Below are 22255 nucleotides of genomic sequence, written 5' to 3'. Positions count from 1 at the left end.
AGGTGACGCCTGGGTGCGCCGCAGCGTGTGCGGAGTGGATTACCTGCAGTGGCGCGACGACATGCGCCAAGCGATCGATGGCTATATGCCCCGGATTCAGGCCGTCTTCGCCCGGTTCGGCCAGCTTGAGCCGGACACGGTGTCGGACGAGGTCGATTCCGTCGCGCTGACGAAAGCCGAGGAGGTCGATCCGCCGCTGCCGAGGGCGCTGCTTGAGCTGTACGCGTCCATCCGGGAGGCCAGCTTCGAACACCTCCACAACGCTTACTTCATTCACTCCCTCGACTTGGTGCTGGACGGTCTGCACCGTTCCGGCATTCCCGCCTGGGCGCCCGAAGCCACCGATGAGCGGCTCGCCGTCTTCGCCTCGGACGGCGGCGGGCGCATGTTCGCGGTCGGATACCGCACCGGAACCGTGTTCAGGCTGCCGGTGGGCGCCGTCGTGGAGAAGGTCTACGACGGCTCGATCGACTCCATCGGGCCGGGCGAGATCGCGAAGGACCTCCCTGAGTTCCTGGACCGGCTTCTGGGCATCGCGGAAGCCTTCCGCGACGAGGACGACGACGAGGAACGCGCCATCCTGTGAGGGGTCGTAACCATCAGTTAACTCGTCAGGCGACCTATCTCACCTCGCCGCTTAGGTAAACGTCACCATGCCGGGGCTGTCATATGTACGTACATCCCGTACAGTAGTTCTGTAGCAGAACTAATCGAGCGGGAGGCGGCAGTGACGATCGGCCTGGAGCGGGCTCGGCCGGCGGTCGTGCGGGATCATCCGAAGGCTGGCTGGTTCGCCGTCGGCGCGGTGTGTTTCGGGGCGTTCATGGGGCAGCTCGACGCCAGCATCGTCACGCTCACTTTCCCGGCGCTGCAGCACGAGTACGGGGCTCCGCTGGCCGCCGTCCAGTGGGTTTCGCTGGCGTATCTGCTCGCGCTCGTGGGATTGCTGGCCGCAGTCGGGCGGGTGGCCGACGCGGTCGGGCGGAAGCTGACCTACGTGCAGGGGTTCGGCGTGTTCACCGTCGCGTCCGTCGCGTGCGGGCTCGCGCCGACGCTCGGCTGGCTGGTCGCGTTCCGCGTGGTGCAGGCGATCGGCGCGGCGATGTTGCAGGCCAACAGCGTGGCGCTGGTGGTGCGGAGCGTCCGCGAGGACCGGGCGCGCGCCGCGCTCGGGGTGCAGGCGGCGGCGCAGGCGCTGGGGCTCGCGCTCGGGCCCGCGGTCGGCGGGTTGCTGGTCGACACGGTCGGCTGGCGGTGGGTCTTCCTGGTCAACGCGCCGGTCGGGCTGGCCGGGCTGATCGCCGGGCGCTACCTCCTGCCGCGCACCCGCGAGCGCACGCCGCTGGGCCGCTTCGACGGGGCGGGGGTCGGGCTGCTGGCGACCGCGTCGACGGCGTTGCTGCTGGTGATTTCCGGGGTGTCCGGGCTGGAGATGCCGGGGTGGCTGCTCGTCGCGCTGGCCGGAGCGGCCGTCCTCGCCGCGATCGGGTTCGTGCTGCGGGAAAAGGCCGCGAGCAGCCCGATCTTGCAGCTGTCGGTGCTGCGGCCGCCGGTGGTCTCGCTGGGGCTGGCCGGGGCGCTGTGCGGGTATCTCGTGTTGTTCGGGCCGCTGACGTTGCTGCCGCAGGTGCTCGGCACGGCGGGCGGGACCGGTGCGGTGCTGACGTGTCTTCCCGCCGGGTTCGCGGTGGCGGCGGTGCTGGCCGACCGGGTGCTGCCGAAGCGGCTCGGTTCTCGCGGACGCACGGTGCTGGGCGCGCTCGTCGCGGCGGCGGGATGCGCGGCGCTGGGGCCGGCGTCCGCTCCTTGGGAGGTGGGCGTGTCGCTGGTGGTGGCCGGGCTCGGTCTGGGAGTGTTCATTCCAGCCAACAACTCGGCTGTCATGAGCGCGATCCCGGCGCGGATGTCGGCCACCGGAGGAGGACTGGTGAACATGGCGCGCGGACTGGGGACGGCGCTGGGCGTGGCGCTCGTGACACTGTGCCTGCACACCGGCGGGGAAACGGCCGCGCTGGCGGTGCTGGCCGGGGCCGGCGTCCTGGCCGCGGCGACCGGGCTCGCGGCACGCCCGGAGCGGGCCCGGTGACCGCGCCCGAACCCGCGCTCGCCGACGTCGTCGCCCGGCTCCGGCGGGCCATGCGGCGGGCCGCGCGCACCGCGGATCCGGACAACACGTTGTCGGTGGCGCAGCTGGAATTGTTGTCGTGCCTCTTCGAGAATCCCGGCGCGCGGCCGAGCCGGATCGCGCAACTGCTGAAGCTCGCGCCGAATTCGGTGACGACGATGGTCACGGGGCTGCGCTCGCGGGACCTCGTGACGCGCACCAGCGGCGGTGACGACCGGCGGACGGTCGCGCTCGAACTCACCGACACCGGCCGCGCCGCGGTCGAGCGGTGGCAGGGGCACAACGCGGCGATCTTGGCCGCGGCGCTGGACGGGGTGCATCCGGCCTGGCGGCACCTGATCGCGGCGGCGGTGCCCGCGTTGAACGAGCTGGTGGGGGCGATCGACGCGTTGGCGGAGACTGGGCAGGCGCGCTCTTGAGGGCGGCCCTCACGGCTGGGAAGTCCGTGAGGGGAACCCTCATTGACTCTGATTCCCTCAGGGTTCCCTTCACGGACCTGAGACGGACGCCCGGCGTGGGGCCTAGAGCACGGGCGGTCCCGCCTCGACCCGCCGCAGCACGTGCTCCAGCTTGTCCTCCTCCGCACTCCCGAACGGCAGACTTTCCTCCCACCACGTAACCCCAGCCTCGGCGAACGGTTCGACGACACTCCGCGCCCGAGCCGGGTCGGTGGGGCTCGTTCCGCCGAACACGACGTCGAATGGTGCGTCAGTATCCCGTTCGCTCCGGATGTAGGCGATCATGTCCCGCACCTCGGAGACGTCCGGCAAACCCTTGGCACCGGCGGATTCGAAGATCGGCACCACACCGTCCCAACGAGCTGCGCGGCGCATCGGGCGGCGGTTGGGCCACCGACCCGCCACCCAGACCGGCGGGCGAGGGCGTTGCACCGGCGGCGGGAGGAGCGTCACGTTGCGGGCAGTGAAGTGCTTGCCGGAGAACGTGACCGGTTCGCCGGTCCAGAACTGGGCGATCAGGTCGAGGCCCTCGTCCAGCTTCTCGGCGACCACTTTCGCGTCGGCGGATTCGCCGAAGTCGCCGAACTCCGCCTCCAGCGGCGCGCCCAGCCCGGCGCCGAACACGACCCGGCCGTCAGTCAGATTGTCCAAAGTGGACACCACGCGGGCGAGTTGCTGCGGGCGGCGGCGCGCGACGGGCGTGACCATGGGGCCGAGCCGGATCCGGCTGGTGGCGAGCGCGGCGGCGGTGAGCAGGATCCACGGGTCGCCGAAGAGGCGGCCGGGACGTTTGTCCAGTACCACGTGGTCCCAGACGAACAGGCCGTCCCAGCCCGCCTCTTCCGCGGCCACTGCGACCTTGGCCACCGCGCGCGGGTCGGCGAAGTCGCCGAAGTTCGGGATGCAGACCGAGAAACGCATGCTGCCAACCCTGCCCAGCCCCGCTGAACACGTCAAACGGATTTGCCTGCCACGTAAGTCTGCCGCACTTTGGCCCGCAGCAGAGCGTCCGGTGCTTCGGTGAACGGATCGACGTCCAGCACGACGAAATCCGCGGCCAGGCCCGCTGCGAGCTGGCCGGTCAGCCCGTCCCATCGGCACGCGTACGCGGCGTCGCGGGTGCCGTGGGCGAGGGCTTCGGCCAGGGGCAGGGCGTATTCCGGCAGGTTGGGTTCCAGATCCGGGTTCAGCGCGGACCGGCGGGTCGTCGCGATGTACATGTTCGGCAGCGGCGGATGCGGCGCGGTCGGGGCGTCGGAGCCGAACGCGAGGACGGCACCAGCCGCGGTCAGTTCCGGCCACGGGAAACCGCGCTGCACGCGGTCGTCGCCCAGTTTCGCGCGCCAGTTTTCCTGGATCGCCGGGTCGGCGTGCACCGGCTGCATCGACGCGACGGCGCCGAGTTCGGCCAGCCGCTTGACGTTTTCCGCGGTCACGGTCTCCAGGTGTTCGAGCCGATGCCGCCGGTCACGCGGTCCGTTTGCCTTGATCGCGTGCTCCAGCGCCGACAGCGCGATGTCCGACGCTTCGTCGCCGATCGCGTGCATCGCGACCTGCAGGCCCGCCGCGTCCGCCGCCGCGACGACCGGGGCCAGCGCCTCCGGCGGCCACAACGGCCCGGGGTGGCTGCCGTCGGCGAACGGCTTCTTCATGGCTGCTGTGCAGGTGTCGATGACTCCGTCGATCATCAGCTTGATCCCGGCCACGCGCAGCCATGGCCCGGACAGCCGCGCGCTCAGTTCGGCCGCGCGCTCGACCTGCCGCAGATCGTCCCGGGTGTTGCCGGTGCGCTCGATCAGCCAGTGCCCGGCGACGCGCATCGGAAGCCGACCGTTTTCGAGAGCTCGTTCCAGAGTGGCGAGATCGGCCTCGGTGAGCGCCATGTCGACCGCGGTCGTGACGCCGTCCGCGAGGTATTGCGCGAACGCCGCCGCCAGCGCACGGTCTCGGTCGGCGTCGCTGGTCTGGTCGTCGAGGAAGTGCCGCATCAGTTGCAGCGCAGCGGTTTCGTACAGCATGCCGTCCGGCTCGCCGGTCTCGTCGCGCCCGATCCGTCCGTCGAGCGGGTCGGGCGTGTCGCGGTCGATGCCCAGTTCGCGTAGGGCGGCGCTGTTGACCCACGCGGAGTGGACGTCGTTCGCGGCGAGGTAGACCGGCCGGTCCGGGACCACCGCGTCGATCAGCTTCCGGTGCGGCGCTTGTCCGCCGAGTGCGTCGAAAAGCCAGCTGCGGCCCAGGATTCGCGGCGCGGTTGGATCGTCCGCCGCGGCGCGGGCGAGCCGGTGCTGGATGTCTTCGGGGGAGGTCGCGGAGAACAGGTCGACTTGCTCCAGCGCTTCGCCCATCGACACGAGATGCGTGTGCGCGTCCACGAAACCGGGCAGCACGAAGGCTCCGTCCAGTTCGACTACGTGCGCCTCGATCTGGTCGGCCTCCGCGGTGCTGCCTACGTATTCGATGGTCTCGCCGCGCACGACCATGGATTCCGCCCATCCGGACGCGCTCGCGGTGAAGATCCGGCCGCCGCGATAGTGCACCGGGGTCATCGGGCCACCACCGTTTCCGCCGCCGCGAAGGTGCGCCAGCCGTTCAAGGTATGGGGACTGCCAGCATGCACCCGGACGGTCCGGGCCGCGGGTTCGAGCAGGACCGTGGCCAAGGTTGCCCATCGGTCGCCGAACGCGGCGTCCGGATCCGGGACGCAGCACAGCTTCGGCTCGCCGGGTCCGGAACGGAGGAAGGCGACGAGGTCGACGGCGTGCGCGGGTGTCGGGCAGTCCTGCAGCCGGGTGGTCACCAGCGCGTGCCGCAGCTGGGAATCCGGTTCAAACAGGCCGCGTTTCTCGCGGGCAGCGGCGTCAGGGTCGAGAAAGTGGTTGGTGTGCACCAGAAAACCTGCTTCGGGGTCGAGAGTGGTCACTCCGGCCGGGCTCAGCTCGGCGCAGACTGCGGAGTCGGGATCAAGCAGTGTGAAGGCTCCGGAAGTGTGGATCGGGGCTGTTCGCAGCAGGTCGAGCGCTTCGGCGGTGCTGCCTGTCTCGCCGAGCACGGCCGCGGCCAGCACATGGACCGGGATACCGGCGGCGGAATCGTCCTGGTGGCCGAGGATGTTGAAGAAGAGGCCGAGACCGGCGCTGTTGACGCCGATCTTGCCGAGGATGCCGTGCTCGGTGATCCCGGCGAAGGCGTACCGCGTGCCGCGTACTTCCTGGGTGTGCCAGCAGCCCGACAGTTCGATGTGCCAGTCCCAGGTTTGGATGCCGAACGGCGAGTTGGAGCCGGGAACGCGCACGAGGGTTGAGCATTCCGGCTGGGTGCGCGGTTCGGCGGCGATGATTTCCGTACGGCCGTTGAGCGCTGCCGCCTGCCACAGCTCGATCCCGGCACCTGCGGCGATGCCCGCGATTTCGTCGGCGTAGCGGCTCCGCCAAGCGTCGACGTGGTCCAGCAACCGGAGTGCGTCGGTCCGGATCTGCTGTTCGGGGATGCCGAGGGTGTCGAACCAGCGCAGATACAGCTCCAGCGTGTCTGCGAGGCCAGCGCGCAGCTGGGTGCCGCGGGAAACGCCGCGGGCGTGCGGATCGGGGTCGGTGACGAGGAGGTGCATTCTGTTCCTTGCGATCGAGGTCAGACGGTGGCGCGGGGGCGGCCGGCGAGCAGGTAGACGGCGGCGGCGATCAGCATTCCGGCTGGCAGCGAGAAGTCGATCCCGCCGGCCGCGCTCGCCACGAATCCGGTGTACATCCCGGGAACGGAGAGGCAGCAGGCGGCCGCGGTCGCGCCGAGGACGAGGGCGGCGATGCCGGGCCAGTGCACGCCGCCGACGTACCAGAACGGGCCGCCGCGGCGTTCGTCGGCGAGCGCGTGGCCGTCGTAGCGGTTGCGGCGCAGCAGAAGGTCGGTCACGTAGATCGCCATCATCGGGCCGAGCACGACGACCATCAGCTGCATCAGGTCGTTGACTGCCTTGAGGAAATCGGACACGAGCAAGGCGTACAGGGTGAGCAGCACTCCGGCGGTGCCGTCGAGCAGGACGCTGCGGGAACGGCGCAAGCGGACGCCGATCGCCTGCAGCGCGAGGCCGGAGCTGTAGACGGTCATCGCGTTGTTGGCGATCGCGCCGAGGATCACCGCGATCAGGAAGATCGGGGTGAACCAGGACGGCAGAACGGATTCCAGCGCGGTTTGCGGGTCGCTCATGTCCAAAGTGGTCGCGGCGAACGCGCCGAGCGCGGTGAACGCGACGCTCGGCAGGAAGGCTCCGGCGGCGGTCCAGGCGGCGACAGCGAACGGTTTGGTGTCGCGCGGGAGATACCGCGCGAAGTCCGCGCTGGTGTTGTACGACAGCGCGGCGGACGCGACCAGGGCCACGCCGCCGGCCAGCGCCGCCCACAGCGCGGCCCCGTGCAGCGGCGTCGCGGGCTGGTAGCTCCACGCGGTGTGCCGGATCAGGAAACCGCCCAGCACCAGGAAAACCGCGGTCGTCACGATGGCGAGCGGCAGGTAGAGGCGCACGATCACGGAGTGGCCGTAGACGCTGATCACCAGCGTCGCGGCGGCGATCGCGACGATCACGAGGACTTTGCCCAGCGTGTTCAGTTCGATGCCGAGCCGCGCGCACAGGCTGAACGCGGTCACCGAGGCCGCGGACCAGCTCAAGGCCACGTAGCAGACCGAAACGAGCCAGCCGTTCAGCCCGATGACGAAACGGTTGCCGCGAGTGCCGAACATCGCCCGCATGATGACCTCGCTCGGCGCGCCCGCCGCCGGGCCGCTGACCGCGACGAGGCCGACCAGCGCCCAGCACAGGTTGCCCACGACGATCACCGCGAGCGCCTGCAGCAGGCTCAATCCGCTGAGCACCAGCGCGCCGCCGACGACCAGGCTGAGGTAGCTGACGTTGGGCGCGGCCCACACCCCGAACAGGTCGCGGGCCCGGCCGTGCCGCTCGTCGTCGCCGATGACGTCGATGCCGTGGGCTTCCACCCGGGGACCGCGCCCGGAGCGGGCCGGGGGCGGCGCGGACGTGCCGGGCGGCGCGGGCGGGGTGGCGGGAGCGGTCATGGGAACCTCCGGACCGGGGAAGTGACCCGGGCCACGGTAAGGACCCAAATCGATTTGGGCAACGGCCGGTTTTCGCGGGGTGCCAAAACGATTTGGACCAGGTTAGGATCGTGTGCCATGGCCGGGAAACGAACGCGGGCGACCATCAAGGACGTCGCCCGCCGCGCCGGGGTTTCGGCGACCACGGTGTCGCACGCCTTCAGCGGGAACGGGACGGTCGCGCCCGGCACCGCGGAACAGGTGCGGGAGGCGGCGCGCGAACTGGGCTACCGGCCGGACGCGATCGCGCGCGGGCTGCGCTCCAGCCGGCTCGGGGTGCTCGGGCTGGTGGTGCGGCCGCTCGATCCGCTGGACACCGCGTTCCTGGAAGGCGTCGACTACTTCCTGCGGTTCGCCGGGTCCGCCGCACTGGCCGCGGTGGAGCGCGGGTACGGGCTGATGCTGGTGCCGGATCCCGCGCGCGCCCACGCGTCGGCGGTGGGGCTCGCCTGCGACGGATTCCTGATCACCGAACCGGTCGAGAACGATCCGCTGATCACCATGCTGACGCGGGATTGCGTGCCGTTTCTCGGCGTCGGCCGGGATCCGAAACGCCCGCCGTCGGAGGACTATCTCGACCTCGCCACGAAACAGGTCGTGACCGAGGTGCTCGATCATTTGGCGGCAGCGGGCGGGAAACGGGTCGCGGCGGTGCTGGGCACCGACCCCAACGAATGGAACCGGGACGCCGAAAGCGCTTACCTGGCTTGGGCTTCCGCGCGCGGGCAGCAGCCGCTGGTGGTGTCGCGCGCGGAGGTCACCGGCGAAGCGGGAGGGGTTTCGGCGGGGGAGGAATTGCTCGGGCTGGCCTCGCCGCCGGACGCGGTGTACTGCCAGACCGGACGGCACGCGGCCGGAGTGCTCGCCGCCGCGCGGGCGCGAGGGCTTGCGGTGCCTGGAGAACTGCTCATCGCGGGCGGTTCGGATTCGGAGCAGACCCGGTCGTCCGTCCCGCCGATCACTTCAGTGGACTTGCGTCCAGTGCAATTGGCGCGCACCGCGGTGACGGTGCTCGCCGATCGCATTGAGGGGGTTGAACATCCGCTTGTCCCCGGGCCGGCGGAGTACGAACTGGTCGTGCGCGGGTCGACCCGGGGATAAGCGGATGTTTTCGTTCCGGGTCAGGCGTGCGGGACCGCTCCGACGCGCGATGCCCGCGGCCGCAGCGCCGTCAGCGCCCCGCTGAGCGCGAGCCGGCCGGGGCCGGTGAACGCGATCAGCAGCAGCGCCCAGCAGAACATCGCGGCCGCTTCGCCGCCGTTCTCGATGGGGAAAAGCCCTTGCGGCACATGGACGGAGAAGTAGGCGTACGCCATCGACCCGGACCCGATCAGCGCGGCGATCCGGGTGCCGACGCCGAGCAGGACGAGGCCGCCCGCGACGAGCTGGATGAGCGCGGCCCACCAGCCCGGCCAAGAGCCCGCCTGCGCCGCGCCGTGCGCGCCGAGCACTCCGAAGAGCGATTTCACGCCGTGGCAGGCGAAAAGGAACCCGACGACGATGCGGAACAAACCGAGCGCGTAATCCTGTGCCGCGTCCAGCCGGTGCATGATGCCTCCACATAGGACGACTCGGGCGGACGGCGGCTCGGAACCGGACCTGTCCGCGAAGTGGTCCAGACCTTTCCTGGACCGGTCTCAGGTATACCCGTGACCGGAGTCTCGGCGATACCTGCGAAAGTCAGGTTCCGGCTGATCCCGCGGGTGTGGTAACGGCCGGGGAAGGGGATGGCGTCCGGTTCGGGGAACCGGCGGGTCCGTTGGGAGGAACGGGGTTTCCGGCGTCTGCCGGGCAGTCGCGCCGGGCGGGGCCGGGCCGCGGATTCCGCGGCGGGGATCGGCGGCCTGAAACCCGGGTCCGGACTCAGTGCTCCTTATCGGTTCACAGCGCGACCACGATCTTGCCGTGGACGTGCCGCCCGGCTTGCATCGCCACGGCTTCGCGGATCTGCTCGACCGGGAAGGCCGCCGCGATCGGCACGGTGAGCTCGCCGGAACCGATCGCGTCCGTGATCCGTTCGAGGGCACCGGATTCCGCGTCGAACGCACCTGTCGCGCGCACGCCAGGAAGGGCGGGACCGTCGGCGATCGTGGAGATCCGCTCGGGCTGCACGCCGAGTTCGAGTGCGGTCTCGGCCGTTTCCCTGCCGAACAAGTCGGCCGCCGCGGTGATCCCTTCCGGTGCCAAGGCTCGAACTCGGGTCGCGAGGCCGGGACCGTATGCCACGGGCTCGGCACCGAGTTCGCGCAGAAAGCCGAAGGTGCGCTCGGAGGCAGTGCCGAGTACCCGCGCGCCCGCCAGTTTCGCCAGTTGCACGGCGAAGATGCCCACGCCGCCCGCCGCGCCGCCGATCAGGACGGTGTCCCCGGCGCGGAGCCCGATCGCGGCCAACGCGGCGGAGGCCGTCAGCCCGGCCACCGGAAGCGTGCTCGCCACCTCGTCGCTGATGCCGTCCGGAGTGCGCCACAGTGTCGTGGCAGGAGTCTTGACCACCACGAAATCGGCGACGGACCTTCCGATCGCGCCCCCGTAAACCCGCTCGCCTGCCGCGAATCCGGCTCCCGCCTCGTCAACCACTCCGGCGAAGTCGCTGCCGAACCCGGCGGGCAGCGTGATCCCGAACCGCGCCGCCATCTCAGGCCGGGCGGCGATCTGCCAATCCATCGGATTGAGCCCGGCGGCCGTGACCCGGACGCGCACCTCACCCGGTCCGGCGTGCGGCTCGGGCACCTCCTCCAGTTCGAGTGCTTCGGGACCGCCGAATCTCCGGTAGCGGACAGCTGTGCTCATCGGTCGTTGCTCCTCGGACGAGTGATGGGACTTGGTCTCATCAACCGTACCCGAGTGACGGGACTAAGTCCCGTAGACTTCTCCCATGGCTCGCTGGCAACCCGACGCACCAGGACGGCTCGCCGCCGCTGCCCTCGACTTGTTCGAGGAACACGGCTACGAGAACACGACCGTGATCGAGATCGCGGAGCGCGCGGGCCTCACCAAGAGCACGTTCTTCCGGTACTTCCCGGACAAGCGCGAGGTGCTCTTCGGGGAAAGCGTTCTGGCTGGGTTGCTTGTTTCGGCGATCGCCGCTGCGCCTGCTGAAGCCGGGCCGCTCTCTGTGGTGGAGCATGCGTTGGATGTGGTCGGGCAGGAGGTCTTCACTTCTGATCGCCGCGAGTTCAGTGCTCGGCGGCAGGCTGTGCTGGATGCGAATCCGGAGCTGGGGGAACGCGAGGCGCGGAAGCGGATTGGCCTGGTCGATTTGATGATCGAGGCTCTTGAACGGCGCGGTGTTCCGGGGCGGACTGCTCGGGTGGCGGCGAAACTGGGGGCGCTTGCCTGGGAGATCGCTCACGACGAGTGGCTCGGTGCTCGGGCGGAGTTCGGTTCGTTGGTGCGGCAGGTGCTCGCCGAGGTGCGGGAGGTCAGTGCTGCCTGCTGAGGCTGCCGGTTGTGTGCGCGGGTCAGGTGCGCGGCGGCCATCCGGATTCCAGCAGTGCGAACACCGACGCCAACGCCGCAGCCGGATCCGGCGCAGTGCCAGTGAGGTCCGGGATTTCCAGCACGAACCGCGCCAAAGCCCGTACCGCCGGATCATCCGGCGGCAGACCGCTCTCGTCGGCGAGCGCCGCGGTCAGGTCGGGTTCGCAGGAATGCCACAGCTTCCGCGCGTATTCGCGCAGGGCTGGCGTTTGCACGATCAGGTCTCGTTTCGGGGCGTGTTCCGGCGGGATGTCCGTCGAGTACGGGCCGCGGGCGGCGAAGAACCGGTGCAGTGCGGGGAGGATCGGCCCTTCGCGGACAGCGGCGACGATTCCGGCTCGGCGTTCGGAACCGTCGTCGAAGATCAGGGCGTCTTTGCCGTCCGGGACGTGGGCGAAGAGGGTCGCGACGGAGATGTCGGCCTCTTCGGCGATCTGCGCGACGGTCACCCCGTCGTAGCCGTGCTTCAAAAACAGTCGCAGCGCGACCTCGTCCAGCTTGCGCCGGGTTTCGAGCTTGCGGCGTTCGCGCCGTCCGGTGTTGGCCACGACCCCCACTGTACCTAAATCTGAAGTGGGTTTAAAGTTGAAGTCACTTCAGTTTTAGGAGGAGTGTCATGACGGTGCTGGTGACCGGGGGCAATGCCGGGATCGGCTACTTCGTCGCGGAGCAGTTGGCCGAGGCGGGGGTGGAGGTGGTGCTCGGCAGCCGGGACGCGGCGAAGGCGGAGGTCGCGTTGAAGGTCCTTCGCGAGAGGGTGCCGGGGGCGCGGGTGTCGCGGGCGCGGCTGGACCTTGCCGACCTGGCTTCGGTGAAGGGGATCGAGGTCGGGGCGCTCGACGCGGTCGTGCTGAACGCGGGCGTGTATCTCGACGGGCCCGAGCGGCGGGAGACCAAGGACGGGCACGAGATGACGTTCGGGGTCAATCACCTCGGGCACTTCGCGCTCACGGCGGCGCTGCAGGACCAGTTGAAGCCGGGCGCGCGGATTGTGACGACCGGGAGCTTCGCGGCGAAGTCAGCGAAGCTGGATTTCGAGGATTTGCAGAGTACGCGCGATTATCAGCCGAAGACCGCGTATGAAAGGTCGAAGCTCGCGCAGACCCTGTTCGCGCTGGAGTTGGATCGACGGCTGAGGGCGGCGGGCAGCAGCAGGCTGAGTGTCGTCGCGCATCCTGGCGGAGCGCTGGACAGCCTGACTCCGGACCGGCCGCCGCTGCATGTGCGCAGTACCAGGCAAAAGCTGAGCCTCGCGCGAATCGCCTTGCAGGGCAAGGACGGCGGCGCGCGGCCGGCGGTGCGGGCGGCGGTCGGGCCGGATGTCCACAGTGGTCAGATCTGGGGGCCGCGGGTGTCCGGCCTCAAAGGACGGCCCCGGCCGGAACCGGTACGAGGGCCGTACGCGGACGCTGAAGCCGCCGCCCGGTTGTGGGCGGCGAGCGTGGAACTGACCGGGGTCGAGCCGGTGATCAGCTGACGTCGATCAGCACCTTTCCGGTGACGCCCTTCTCGGACGCCTCGTGCGCGCGAGCGGTTTCCGCCAGAGGGAAACGGTGCACGGGCAGGCCGTTATCGGGGCCGAGCCGGAGTCCGCCGTCGACCAGGGCGGCGTTCAGGTCTTCAGCGCCGGCACGAAGGCGGTCGAATCCGACGGTGTAGAGCACCAGGAATTGGTAGCGGCTGTTGAGGAAAACGTTCTGTCCGAAGTCGACAGTCACGGTTCCGGTGCCGCGGTCGTCGCCGTAGGCCGCGACCACCCCGCGCGGGCGGAGCACCGCGGCGTGCAGGGGAGCGTTCACGCCGACGGCGACCTCCACGATCACGTCGACCCCGTCCGGCGCGATTTCCCGGATCGCCGCGGCGACGTCCCCTTCGGTGTACCGCACGACATGCTGCGCACCGGCGGCGCGCGCGAGAGCCGCTTTGTCCTCGGTGCTGACGGTGGCGATCACGGTCGCTCCGGCCCAGCGCGCCAGCTGGATCGCGGCGTTGCCGACCGCGCCCGCGCCGCCGCTGACCAGAACAGTCTTGCCCGCCAACGCATTCGGTGCCAGCCGCTGCGGTCCGTCCTCCGCGACAGTGAGCGCGCGGTGCGCGGTGAGCGCCGGGATCGCGAAAGCGGCGCCCTCGTCGAAGCCCACGCCGTCGGGGAGCGGGACGAGCCGGTCCGCCGGAAGCACGGTGTACTCCTGCGCGGTCCCGGACAACGGCGAGTGCGCGGCGGCCAGCAGCAGCCACACCCGGTCGCCCACGGAGAATCCGTCCACCCCGGAGCCGATCGCGTCCACGACGCCGGCCCCGTCCTGGTTGGGCACGGACAACTCCGCCTCGACGCCGAAACGGGAGCCGGAGCGCGCCTTCCAGTCGGTCGGATTCACCGCGGACACGGCGATCCGCACGCGCACCTCGCCCGGCCCCGGCTCCGGCACGGCGAGTTCGGACAACGTCAGCACTTCCGGGCCGCCGAACTGGCGGTAGGTCACAGCTTTCACCCTCGGTGCAATTCACCGGCGGCCGCGGCTATTCCCGCCGCGTTCGTCAGCGTCCGCTGAGCCGCGCGACCACCGGGGCGAAGTCCTCGAGGAAAGCGCCGTGCACGCTGTAATACGACACCCCGAGTTCCTCGCGCCGCCGCTGCAGCTCCTCGGCCATCGCGGCCGGTCCGCCGCGCAGGAGGGTGAGGGAATCGTGCTCGGCCAGGGTCTCGATGTCGTGCCCGATGAAGCCGCGGATCCACGGCGGGATTTCCTCGCCGACCACGAAAATGTTCATCGCCAGCTCGACCTCCCGGCCGCCGGCCGCGGCCCGGATCTCGGCGGCGTACTCCGCGGTCTCCGCCCGGCTCGCGAGGACGCTGTGGGCGAGCGTGACGACATCAGCGCGTTCACCTGCCAGGCGACGCGCTTTCGGCCCGCCCGCGGCGACCATCACCGGCGTGTGCGCGTCGCCGTCGAGGCGGCGCAGGTGCGAGATCGTGTCCGACACCTGGGCCAGCCGCTCCGGACCGGTGCCGTACGGCAGGCCCAGTTCGGCGGCGGCCTCGCGCATCGGCGGGATCCCGGTGCCGATGCCCATCTCGAACCGGCGGTCGGTGAGCACGCTGAGACTGTGCGCCTCCCACGCGGCCGCGCGCGGCGTGCGCAGCGGGCTGGCGAAAACGAACGTCCCGACCCGCAGCTCCGTCGTCACCGCCGCCGCGACGGCCAGCGACGCGGTCGGGGTCGGGAGATGCAGGTTGTCCGGCGACAACAGGGTCGAATATCCGAGGTCCTCGGCGCGGCGCGCGGTTTCCCGCCATTGCGCGCCGCCCGCTTGAGGCGCCGCGACGACCCCGAACCGAAATGTTTTTCCCGCCATGGCGCCAGAAAACCACGGCTGCCGCACTCGCGCCAGCAAATGCGGCAGCCGGGTGAGTCAGCCGCGCTGGTACTGCTCCCAGGTCAGCTTCGGGTTGACCGCGGGGCCGTCGTCCTTGCCGTGGTTGGCGAGGCCGTTCTGCCCGAGGTAGTAAGCGCCGACCTGGTGCTGCGCGCCCGAGGACAGGTCGGGATCGTTCACCGCGATCGCGTGGATGTGGTAGCCCCAGTCGCCTTGCGACGGTGTGCGCACCCAAGCCGCGAACCCGACTTTCCGGAGGTCCTTGGCGAATTCGACGCGGGTCGCCGAGGACATGTCCGCCACCGAAACGTCGAAAGCGCCGCCGCCGTCGTGCGTTCCGGCGGACGCGCCGACGCCGCCCGGGTTGTACGAACCCTGGGTGAGGCCGACGTCCTTGCCGAACAGCTTTTCGGCTGCTTGAAGCATCGCCTTGGTGCGCGTGTTCAGCGTGACGCCGTGATAGGTCACGTGGCTGCCCGCGGATACCACATTGGACACGCTGTACTGACCGGCGCCGAGCTTCTCCAGCGACGTCTTGCCGGGCAGGCCGGACGCGTCGATTCCGGTGTAGCCCAGCGACTTCTGGTACTTCGAGTAGGCGTCGATCGTGGTGGTGCCGAAGTAGCCGTCGACGTACTTGGCGTCCAGCAGCCCCTTGGCCTGCAACGCCTTCTCGACCAGCAGGACGCTGTCGTGCGCGCCCGGCGTCTGGGTGCTGTCGGCGCGCTGCGGGTCGATCTGGGCCGCCAGCAGCACGGCTTCCATGTTCGCCGCCGGCAGTGCCGCGGCTGCGCCCGGAGCGGCGACGGCGACCGTGGCCGCCGCCGCGGCCCCGGCGGTGAGCACTGCGAGTTTCCTGAGCATCCGTGTCCTCCCGGTCCTGGTCGGTCCGGGCCGAGCATCGCCGAACGGGATACACGGGACGTACAAATGCGGCTCGACCTCACTCCAGCCACTCGGTGACGAACCGGTCGTTCTCGTGGATGTGCACCGCCTCGTACGGTTCGGGCCCGAGGGAAACGAACTTGTGCGGCGTGTTCGGCGGGGCGACGAGCACGTCACCGGCGACGCCTTCGCGCTGCTCGTCGGCGATGGTGAACAACGCGCGCCCGCGCTGGATGACGAAGGTTTCGCGGTAAGGGTGCTGGTGCAGCCGCGGTCCGGCGCCGGGCTCGGTTTCGTATTCGCGGATGACGGAGACGCTGGAGCCGACTTCGTAGCCCTCGACGTCCCGGGTTGCGGGTTCAGTCATGTCCGTGAACGTTAGCCCGCCGGAGCGGTGGCTGGAGCGAATTCGGCGGGATCCCGGTCAGGCGATGGCGCCGTTGGCTCGGGCGCGCCAGAGTGCCGTTCGTGCCTCTCGGGTGTTCAGGCGGGTCAGTCCGATGACCGCCCAGTCGCGCAGCAGCTCGTCGGTGCCGTTGAGCTGGGCGGTGAGCACTGGCAGCGCTTCGGGGGATTCGGCTATTCCGATCAGTTCGAGCAGCCAGCTGCGCAGCCCGCGGTCGGCTTGCTCGTTTTCGAACTGCTCGATCAACGCGGGGAGGTGCTCGGCGGCGTGGTCGCGGAGCCAGCCGAAGCCGTCCTCCGCGCGTTGTGGGTCGCGGCTGCGCATCATGCGGATCGCCGTGTCGAAGCCGTTCGCCATGGCATCGAGCGTATCGAGGCTGTACAGCGCTTTCTCTCGCCTTTCGGGCAACCTGTCGGATGTCTGTCCGCCCAAAACCGGCCAGATCTCTGTCATTCGGTTGACCTCGCTGCCCGCCAGCCGGAAAGGTCGGACAACACGAGGTCTGGGAGGCAGCGTGCGGTACTCAGTCGTGGCAGCGTTGGTGACGGCGGCGGTCGTCGGAGCGGGAACCGTTGCGGCGGCAGCGCCGCAGGCACCGCTCGTGAGCGATCCGGCGGCGTATGTCGATCCGCTTGTCGGAACCGGGCGCGGCGGCACTTCGGTCGGCGAGATCAACAACTTCCCCGGGCCGGCCGCGCCGTTCGGGATGATGCAGTTTTCGCCGGACACCGACGGGTCCTACGCCGGCTACCAGTACCACAGCGACAAGATCCGCGGCTTCAGCCTCGACCACGCGTCGGTCGGCTGCAACGCGTTCGGCGACGTTCCGATTCTGCCGGTCACCGGTGACGTCGGGGCCAAACCGTGGGATCGCGTCGAACGGTTCACGCACGACGGAGAGCAGGCGGAACCCGGCTATTACGCCGTCACGTTTCCTGATTCGGGCGTGCGTACCGAGTTGACGGCGACTACTCGGACGGGGCTGGCGGCGTTCACCTTCCCGGCGGGGCAGAACGCGCAGGTGCTCGTGAAGGGCGGGGCGAGTCTCGCGGGCAACTCCGCGGCTGGCCTGCGGATCGCCGGCGACCGCGAGGTCAGCGGGCAGGCGACGACCGGCCACTTCTGCGGGAAATCGAACAAGTACACCGTCTACTACGCCATCACCTTCGACCGTCCGTTCACCGCGCACGGCACCTGGGACGGCAAAACCGTCCAGCCGGGCAGCGACCAGGTCGACGCGCCGAAAGCCGGGGCGTACCTGACCTTCGGAGACGCGGGCACTGTTCATGCGAAGGTGTCGATGTCCTATGTGGACGTTCAGGGTGCGAAGAAGAACATGGAGTCCGGCTGGGACTTCGCCGCGATGCGCCAGAAGACGAAAGACGCCTGGCGTGACGCACTCGGCCGGATCCGTGTGGCGGGCAAGGATTTCGCGCAGCTCAAGACGTTCTACACCGCGCTCTACCACAGCCTGATGCACCCCAACACGTTCAACGACGTCGACGGCCGCTACATCGGCTTCGACAACCAAGTCCGCACGCTCCCCGCCGGGCACTCGCAGTACGCCAACTTCTCCGACTGGGACACCTACCGCTCGCTCGCGCCGTTGCACGGCATGCTGTTCCCGAAGGAAGCCAGCGACATGGCGCAGTCGCTGACCAACGACGCGGTCCAGGGCGGCTGGTGGCCGCGCTGGCCGATGGCCAACGGCTACACCGGGCAGATGACCGGCGACAGTTCGGTCGCGCTGCTGTCCAGCCTCTACGCCTTCGGCGCGCGCGACTTCGACGTCAAGACCGCGCTGAAGTACCTGGTCAAGGGCGCGACGTCGGTGGACGAGACACCGGGCGCGTACCAGGAACGCCGGGGGATCGCGGACTACCTCGCTCGCGGCTACCTGCCGAACAACGACGCCTCCCGCGGCGACCACGCGCGCGTCGGGGCCTCGATCACGCTGGAATGGGCGATCGACGACTTCGCCATCGCGCAGTTCGCGGGCGCGATCGGCGACCGCGGCGTCGCCCGCGACTTCACGAAACGCGGCCAGAACTGGCAGCACCTGTTCAACCCGGCCACCGGCTACCTCCAGCCGCGCGGCCAGGACGGCCGCTTCCCGGACGGCCCGGCGTACCAGCCGCCCGCGCCCGGCACCTTCGGCCAGGACGGTTTCGACGAGGGCAACGCCGCGCAGTACACCTGGCTCGTGCCGCAGGACACGGCCGGGCTGGTGACCGCGATGGGCGGTCCGGCGGCGGTGTCGGCGCGGCTCGACACCTTCTTCCAGAAGCTCAACGTCGGCCCGAACGAGCCGTACATGTGGGCGGGCAACGAGCCCGACTTCGGCGTGCCCTGGCTGTACAACCATGTCGGCCAGCCGTGGAAGACCCAAGAGGTGGTGCGTCGGATCGCGACCACGTTGTTCAGCGCGACCCCGGACGGCGAACCCGGCAACGACGACCTCGGCGCGCAATCGTCGTGGTACGTCTGGGCCGCGCTGGGGCTGTACCCGTCGACTCCGGGCACGCCGGATCTCACCGTGCACAGCCCGCTGTTCGAGCGCGCGGTGCTGGCGCTGCCGGGCGGTCGCACGCTGGACATCCATGCGCCGGGTGCGTCGACGACCACGCAGTACGTCCACGGCTTGGCCTTGAACGGGCACCGGTGGGATCGGACGTCGCTGCCACAGGATCTCGCGCGGGGCGGCGGGCGGCTCGACTTCGCGCTGTCCGCGCAGCCGGACCGGAACTGGGCGGCGAACACGCAACCACCGTCCTATCGGGATGGGGAGGAACCGTACGTCGCCTCGGTGGCCAACCAGGTCACCGTTGAACCCGGCGGGTCCGGCGCCGTCGCGGTGAACGGCCAGCGGCTCGGCGGGCACCTGCGCTCGCTGAATCTCGCGACGTCGGCCCCTGCCGGGATCACCGTGTCCGGTCCGCGTTCGGTGCCGCTCGACGACCGCACCGGAAGCGGGAAAACAGATCTGACCGTTACCGCTGCGGCGGGCACTCGCGCGGGTTACTACGAAGTGCCCGTAACGTTGCGCGGGGCGGGACATTCGGTTTCTTCCTCGATAATTGTGTTGGTCGCGCCGAAGGGAAGCCTGGCCGGGGCCTTCGGCAATGTCGGAATTTCCGATGACGGAGACGGCGGTTCAGCGAATTTCGACGGCGCCGGAAACAGCTATTCGCGGAAAGCGCTGGCCGACGCCGGTCTCGCTCCGGGTTCGACCGGACACGCAGCGGGTACGACGTTCGTCTGGCCTGCCGCGCCGTCCGGTCGTCCGGACAACGCGGTGGCGTCCGGACAGAAGCTCGATCTAGGTGGAGCTTCAGCCGGCCGCCTGCTTTTCGTCGGTTCGGCGACGAACGGAGACCATCGCGGGAGCGCGACCGTCGCGTTCACCGACGGCACGACCGCGACCGCCGATCTTTCGTTCGGTGACTGGGTGTTGCCGGGCGGAAATGCCGAACCAGTGTTCGGCAATACGCTCGTGGCCCGCACCGCGCACCGGAATCAGCCCGGCGGCCAGGGAATCGGCGCCTCGGTTTACGCCACCTCGCCGCTGGAAATCCCGGGGGGCAAGAAGATCGCGACGGTGACTTTCCCGGCCGATCCGGACCTCCACGTTTTCGCCCTCGGTCTGGGGTGAGTTTGTCAAGCGGGATTCCCAGGGTGTGATCTGTTCGCGGGTTCCGGAATTTCTCGGCCGTCTTCTTCGTAGGTGCCCAAGTGCTCACGACGAAGGGGAGTGGCGTGAACGAAACACGCGAAGCGCCGAACGCGGGGAGCCAGCTGAAGCTGGTGCTCGTGCTCGGCGTTCTGGTGGCACTGGGGCCGCTGTCCATCGACATGTATCTGCCGGCGCTGCCGGACATCACCCGCGAACTGTCGACGACGGAGTCGACGATCCAGCTGACCCTCACCGGAACGGTGCTGGGGCTCGGGCTCGGCCAGTTGATCGCCGGCCCGCTTTCGGACGCGATGGGGCGGCGCATCCCGCTCGTCGCGGGAAGTCTGATCCACGTGGTCGCGTCGCTGCTGTGCCTGGTGGCTCCGACGGTGGAGCTGCTGAGCGCGGCGCGCGTGCTGCAGGGGCTGGGCGCATCGGCGGGCGCGGTGCTGGCGCTGGCCGTGGTGCGCGACCTCTACACCGATCGCGCCGCGGCGAAACTGCTGTCCAAGCTCATCCTGGTGATGGGCGTTTCCCCGGTGCTGGCCCCGACGCTCGGCAGCGCGCTGCTGGCGTGGACGCACTGGCGCGGGGTGTTCGTGGTGCTCGCCGCGATCGGGCTGGCGAGCGGGATCGCGGCGGCGCTCGCGCTGCCGGAGACGTTGCCGCCCGCGCGGCGGCAGCCGTTCCAGTTCCGGGCGACCGTGCGGTCCTACCGGAGCCTGTTCACCGACCGCTCGTTCGTCGGGCTGGTGCTGGTGGCCGGGTTCGCGATGGCCGGGCTGTTCGCGTTCGTCAGCGGCGGGTCGTTCGTGTTCCAGCAGCAGTACGGGCTGGACCAGCAGCAGTTCGGCCTGATGTTCGGGGCGAGCGCGGTGTGGCTGATCGCCGCGACGCAGGTCAACGCCCGGCTGATGAACCGGTTCGAACCGCACCAGGTGCTGCTCGTGGCGAGCCTCGCCGCGGCGGGCTCGGCGGCGGTGCTGCTGGCGACCGCGCTGACCGGGTTCGGCGGGATGTTCGGCGTCGCGGTGCCGGTGTGGGCGGTGCTGTTCTTCGCCGGGCTGATCCTGCCGAACGCGCCCGCGGTCGCGCTCGACGCGCACGGGAACAACGCCGGGACGGCCGCGTCGCTGCTGGGCGCGGTGCAGTTCGGCGTCGGCGCGGCGGTCTCGCCGGTGGTCGGCCTGCTGGGCAACAACGCGGCCGCGATGGCCACGGTGATGTTCGGCGGACTGGTGGTGTCCGGGCTCGTGCTGTGGCTGATCGCGCGGCCGTGGCAGGGGCGCGCGGCGGAGCAGGACGAGCTGGTCGACACCCGGGTTCCGGTGACGGTCGACTAAGGCCGGGGGAGGGCTCGTGGGCGGCGATCGCGGTTCTCGCCGGGATCGCCGCCCACGGGATCACATGCTGCGGAGCACCGAGACGACCACGCCGAGCACCGTGGCCCGGTCGCCGTCGATCACGTCGTAGGCCGGGTTGCGGGGCTCGAGGTACACGTGCCCGTCGCGGCGGCGGTAGACCTTCACCGTCGCCTCCTCGTCGATCATCGCGGCGACGATCTGCCCCGAATGCGCCTCGTGCTGCTGCTTCACCACCACGATGTCGCCGTCGCAGATCGCCGCGTCGACCATCGAATCGCCGCGCACGCGAAGCCCGAAAACGGTGCCGCGGCCGGTGAGCCCGCGCGGCAGCTGCAGGACGTCGTCCACGTGCTCCAGCGCGGAGATCGGCGTGCCCGCAGCGATGTCGCCGACGACCGGCACCGGCACGGAGTCGCCGCCGTCGCGCGAGGGGACGTCGCCGAGGAAGGCGCGCACGTCGATCGGCCGCGACATCGTCGAGCTGCGGCGCAGGAAACCCTTGTCCTCCAGCGCGGCGAGATGCTTCGACACCGAGGACGTCGACCGCAATCCGACCGCTTCCCCGATCTCGCGCGTGCTCGGCGAGTAGCCGTGCTGGCCCACCCAGTCCCGGATGGTCGCGAGGATGTGCTGCTGCCGCTCGGGCAGGGCCGAAGCGTCGAGGTGGTCGAAGACGTCGTCGTAGGCGGTCACGGGCCGATCGTAGAGGGCGTCTCGGCCGGTCGCGGGGGCCGGGGGCGTTGTTCCCGCGGTCGCTCCACTGTGGACTGTGGATGCGCTTGGCAGACTTTCCCTCCGGAGGGTGTCCGCAGTATCCGGGGCAGCAGTATCCGCAGTCGGCTCCGGTTCCGCCGCAGTACGGCGCTCCGGGAATGCCGCCGCAGCAGGGATGGCCGGGCCAGTGATCACTGCCCCGCGAAATGCCGCTGCTGGTCGGTGACCTCGGCGAGCATCCGCTTGAACTCCGCGTACTCGCCCCGCCCGAGCCGCTGGGCGTGGCGGTCCTCGATCCCGGCCAGGATGCGGGTCGAGGCCCCGATCATCGCCTGCCCGCGCTCAGTGGGGCAGACGAGTTTCGCGCGCCGGTCGGCCGGGTCGGGGCGGCGTTCGACGTAGCCGAGCGTTTCGAGTTCGTCGACCATCGTGCCGATGACCTGCTTGCGCCGTCCGGACAGCCGGGACAGCTCCGTCGCGCGCGCACCGCCGGGGCCGAGGTAGGCGAGCACCGCTCCGTGGCGCGGGCTCAAGTCGCCGAAGCCTTCGGCGGCCAGTGCGGTGAACAGTTCCCGCTGCACCGCGAACAGCAGCCGCCCGGCCAGCATCCCGAGGTCGGGTTGCGCGGGCACTCGGGAGTCAGGCACGGCGGAGATCGTAGCCCTCGGC

General features: G+C 70.1%; 22 protein-coding genes. 8 read left to right on the top strand and 14 right to left on the bottom strand.

Annotated features, from left to right (window positions below; all coding sequences use genetic code 11):
- Positions 1-34: 34 nt before the first annotated feature.
- The 3 genes from AB5I40_RS10770 to AB5I40_RS10760 all read left to right on the top strand — a co-directional run bounded on the left by AB5I40_RS10770 (position 35) and on the right by AB5I40_RS10760 (position 2544).
- Complete coding sequence (locus AB5I40_RS10770; protein WP_370938329.1) at positions 35-586, top strand: hypothetical protein; 552 nt, start codon at positions 35-37, stop codon at positions 584-586.
- 141 nt (positions 587-727) lie between these two features.
- Positions 728-2086, top strand: coding sequence for an MFS transporter (locus tag AB5I40_RS10765; RefSeq protein WP_370938328.1), 1359 nt, complete (start codon positions 728-730; stop codon positions 2084-2086).
- The gene (locus AB5I40_RS10760) at positions 2083-2544 is read left to right on the top strand and encodes a MarR family winged helix-turn-helix transcriptional regulator (protein ID WP_370938327.1); all 462 of its coding nucleotides are present in this window, start codon (positions 2083-2085) and stop codon (positions 2542-2544) included. Before AB5I40_RS10765 ends, AB5I40_RS10760 begins: the two co-directional genes overlap by 4 nt.
- A gap of 102 nt (positions 2545-2646) precedes the next feature.
- Here AB5I40_RS10760 and AB5I40_RS10755 read toward each other — a convergent pair whose 3' ends face one another.
- The 4 genes from AB5I40_RS10755 to AB5I40_RS10740 are packed head-to-tail and all read right to left on the bottom strand — an operon-like array spanning position 2647 to position 7647.
- Positions 2647-3504, bottom strand: coding sequence for an LLM class flavin-dependent oxidoreductase (locus AB5I40_RS10755; protein ID WP_370938326.1), 858 nt, complete (start codon positions 3502-3504; stop codon positions 2647-2649).
- Between the two features lie 32 nt (positions 3505-3536).
- On the bottom strand, positions 3537-5129 hold the full coding sequence (locus AB5I40_RS10750; protein ID WP_370938325.1) for an amidohydrolase: 1593 nt from the start codon (positions 5127-5129) through the stop codon (positions 3537-3539).
- Complete coding sequence (locus AB5I40_RS10745; protein WP_370938324.1) at positions 5126-6190, bottom strand: C45 family autoproteolytic acyltransferase/hydolase; 1065 nt, start codon at positions 6188-6190, stop codon at positions 5126-5128. Before AB5I40_RS10745 ends, AB5I40_RS10750 begins: the two co-directional genes overlap by 4 nt.
- 20 nt (positions 6191-6210) lie before the next feature.
- Positions 6211-7647 (bottom strand): cytosine permease, encoded by a 1437-nt coding sequence (locus tag AB5I40_RS10740; RefSeq protein WP_370938323.1) that lies wholly within the window; start codon positions 7645-7647, stop codon positions 6211-6213.
- A 117-nt stretch (positions 7648-7764) separates the two neighbouring features.
- Between AB5I40_RS10740 and AB5I40_RS10735 the strand changes: the two genes are divergently transcribed.
- Complete coding sequence (locus AB5I40_RS10735) at positions 7765-8787, top strand: LacI family DNA-binding transcriptional regulator (protein WP_370938321.1); 1023 nt, start codon at positions 7765-7767, stop codon at positions 8785-8787.
- A gap of 20 nt (positions 8788-8807) precedes the next feature.
- Here the strand turns inward: AB5I40_RS10735 and AB5I40_RS10730 are convergent, their stop codons facing one another.
- Positions 8808-9236 (bottom strand): DoxX family protein, encoded by a 429-nt coding sequence (locus AB5I40_RS10730; protein ID WP_370938320.1) that lies wholly within the window; start codon positions 9234-9236, stop codon positions 8808-8810.
- A gap of 331 nt (positions 9237-9567) precedes the next feature.
- Positions 9568-10476 (bottom strand): NADP-dependent oxidoreductase, encoded by a 909-nt coding sequence (locus AB5I40_RS10725; RefSeq protein ID WP_370938318.1) that lies wholly within the window; start codon positions 10474-10476, stop codon positions 9568-9570.
- 85 nt (positions 10477-10561) lie between these two features.
- Between AB5I40_RS10725 and AB5I40_RS10720 the strand changes: the two genes are divergently transcribed.
- Positions 10562-11125, top strand: coding sequence for a TetR family transcriptional regulator (locus tag AB5I40_RS10720; protein ID WP_370938317.1), 564 nt, complete (start codon positions 10562-10564; stop codon positions 11123-11125).
- 22 nt (positions 11126-11147) lie between these two features.
- Here the strand turns inward: AB5I40_RS10720 and AB5I40_RS10715 are convergent, their stop codons facing one another.
- Positions 11148-11714, bottom strand: coding sequence for a TetR/AcrR family transcriptional regulator (locus AB5I40_RS10715; RefSeq protein WP_370938316.1), 567 nt, complete (start codon positions 11712-11714; stop codon positions 11148-11150).
- Positions 11715-11782: 68 nt separating this feature from the next.
- On the opposite strand from AB5I40_RS10715, the gene AB5I40_RS10710 reads away from it, so the two are divergent.
- On the top strand, positions 11783-12643 hold the full coding sequence (locus tag AB5I40_RS10710) for an SDR family NAD(P)-dependent oxidoreductase (protein WP_370938315.1): 861 nt from the start codon (positions 11783-11785) through the stop codon (positions 12641-12643).
- Here AB5I40_RS10710 and AB5I40_RS10705 read toward each other — a convergent pair.
- The 5 genes from AB5I40_RS10705 to AB5I40_RS10685 form a co-directional block, all read right to left on the bottom strand.
- Positions 12636-13658 carry an NADPH:quinone reductase gene (locus tag AB5I40_RS10705; protein WP_370938314.1) on the bottom strand — a complete coding sequence of 341 codons (1023 nt, stop codon included), beginning with the start codon at positions 13656-13658 and terminating at the stop codon, positions 12636-12638. The two genes, AB5I40_RS10710 and AB5I40_RS10705, sit on opposite strands and share 8 nt — an antisense overlap.
- Before the next feature lie 46 nt (positions 13659-13704).
- Entirely contained in the window at positions 13705-14523 is an 819-nt protein-coding gene (locus AB5I40_RS10700) for an LLM class flavin-dependent oxidoreductase (RefSeq protein WP_370938313.1), read from the bottom strand.
- Positions 14524-14580: 57 nt separating this feature from the next.
- The gene (locus AB5I40_RS10695; RefSeq protein ID WP_370938312.1) at positions 14581-15408 is read right to left on the bottom strand and encodes a peptidoglycan-binding protein; all 828 of its coding nucleotides are present in this window, start codon (positions 15406-15408) and stop codon (positions 14581-14583) included.
- Between the two features lie 79 nt (positions 15409-15487).
- Positions 15488-15796, bottom strand: a complete 309-nt coding sequence (locus AB5I40_RS10690) for a cupin domain-containing protein (RefSeq protein ID WP_370938311.1) — start codon at positions 15794-15796, stop codon at positions 15488-15490.
- A gap of 57 nt (positions 15797-15853) precedes the next feature.
- Positions 15854-16288 (bottom strand): HEAT repeat domain-containing protein, encoded by a 435-nt coding sequence (locus AB5I40_RS10685; protein ID WP_370938310.1) that lies wholly within the window; start codon positions 16286-16288, stop codon positions 15854-15856.
- A 61-nt stretch (positions 16289-16349) separates the two neighbouring features.
- Between AB5I40_RS10685 and AB5I40_RS10680 the strand changes: the two genes are divergently transcribed.
- Both AB5I40_RS10680 and AB5I40_RS10675 read left to right on the top strand, forming a co-directional pair.
- Positions 16350-19487 (top strand): GH92 family glycosyl hydrolase, encoded by a 3138-nt coding sequence (locus AB5I40_RS10680; RefSeq protein WP_370938309.1) that lies wholly within the window; start codon positions 16350-16352, stop codon positions 19485-19487.
- A 104-nt stretch (positions 19488-19591) separates the two neighbouring features.
- Entirely contained in the window at positions 19592-20851 is a 1260-nt protein-coding gene (locus AB5I40_RS10675) for a Bcr/CflA family multidrug efflux MFS transporter (protein WP_370938308.1), read from the top strand.
- A 60-nt stretch (positions 20852-20911) separates the two neighbouring features.
- Here AB5I40_RS10675 and lexA read toward each other — a convergent pair whose 3' ends face one another.
- Together lexA and AB5I40_RS10665 are read right to left on the bottom strand one after the other, a co-directional pair.
- Positions 20912-21565 (bottom strand): transcriptional repressor LexA, encoded by a 654-nt coding sequence (gene lexA, locus AB5I40_RS10670; protein WP_370938307.1) that lies wholly within the window; start codon positions 21563-21565, stop codon positions 20912-20914.
- 212 nt (positions 21566-21777) lie between these two features.
- Positions 21778-22233 carry a MarR family winged helix-turn-helix transcriptional regulator gene (locus AB5I40_RS10665; protein WP_370938306.1) on the bottom strand — a complete coding sequence of 152 codons (456 nt, stop codon included), beginning with the start codon at positions 22231-22233 and terminating at the stop codon, positions 21778-21780.
- Between the last annotated feature and the right edge of the window lie 22 nt (positions 22234-22255).

This window comes from Amycolatopsis sp. cg13, from assembly GCF_041346965.1.
Lineage (GTDB): Bacteria > Actinomycetota > Actinomycetes > Mycobacteriales > Pseudonocardiaceae > Amycolatopsis.
The sequence above is the reverse complement of the archived record's forward strand: the minus strand, read 5'-3'. Positions and strand labels throughout refer to the sequence as shown.

What these genes read in the sequence shown, in the direction of transcription:
- AB5I40_RS10755 (WP_370938326.1), bottom strand. Translation starts at nt 3,504, where the DNA reads ATGCGTTTCTCGGTCTGCATCCCGAACTTCGGCGACTTCGCCGACCCG.
- AB5I40_RS10750 (WP_370938325.1), bottom strand. Translation starts at nt 5,129, where the DNA reads ATGACCCCGGTGCACTATCGCGGCGGCCGGATCTTCACCGCGAGCGCG.
- AB5I40_RS10745 (WP_370938324.1), bottom strand. Translation starts at nt 6,190, where the DNA reads ATGCACCTCCTCGTCACCGACCCCGATCCGCACGCCCGCGGCGTTTCC.
- AB5I40_RS10740 (WP_370938323.1), bottom strand. Translation starts at nt 7,647, where the DNA reads ATGACCGCTCCCGCCACCCCGCCCGCGCCGCCCGGCACGTCCGCGCCG.
- AB5I40_RS10735 (WP_370938321.1), top strand. Translation starts at nt 7,765, where the DNA reads ATGGCCGGGAAACGAACGCGGGCGACCATCAAGGACGTCGCCCGCCGC.
- AB5I40_RS10730 (WP_370938320.1), bottom strand. Translation starts at nt 9,236, where the DNA reads ATGCACCGGCTGGACGCGGCACAGGATTACGCGCTCGGTTTGTTCCGC.
- AB5I40_RS10725 (WP_370938318.1), bottom strand. Translation starts at nt 10,476, where the DNA reads ATGAGCACAGCTGTCCGCTACCGGAGATTCGGCGGTCCCGAAGCACTC.
- AB5I40_RS10720 (WP_370938317.1), top strand. Translation starts at nt 10,562, where the DNA reads ATGGCTCGCTGGCAACCCGACGCACCAGGACGGCTCGCCGCCGCTGCC.
- AB5I40_RS10710 (WP_370938315.1), top strand. Translation starts at nt 11,783, where the DNA reads ATGACGGTGCTGGTGACCGGGGGCAATGCCGGGATCGGCTACTTCGTC.
- AB5I40_RS10700 (WP_370938313.1), bottom strand. Translation starts at nt 14,523, where the DNA reads ATGGCGGGAAAAACATTTCGGTTCGGGGTCGTCGCGGCGCCTCAAGCG.
- AB5I40_RS10695 (WP_370938312.1), bottom strand. Translation starts at nt 15,408, where the DNA reads ATGCTCAGGAAACTCGCAGTGCTCACCGCCGGGGCCGCGGCGGCGGCC.
- AB5I40_RS10690 (WP_370938311.1), bottom strand. Translation starts at nt 15,796, where the DNA reads ATGACTGAACCCGCAACCCGGGACGTCGAGGGCTACGAAGTCGGCTCC.
- AB5I40_RS10685 (WP_370938310.1), bottom strand. Translation starts at nt 16,288, where the DNA reads ATGACAGAGATCTGGCCGGTTTTGGGCGGACAGACATCCGACAGGTTG.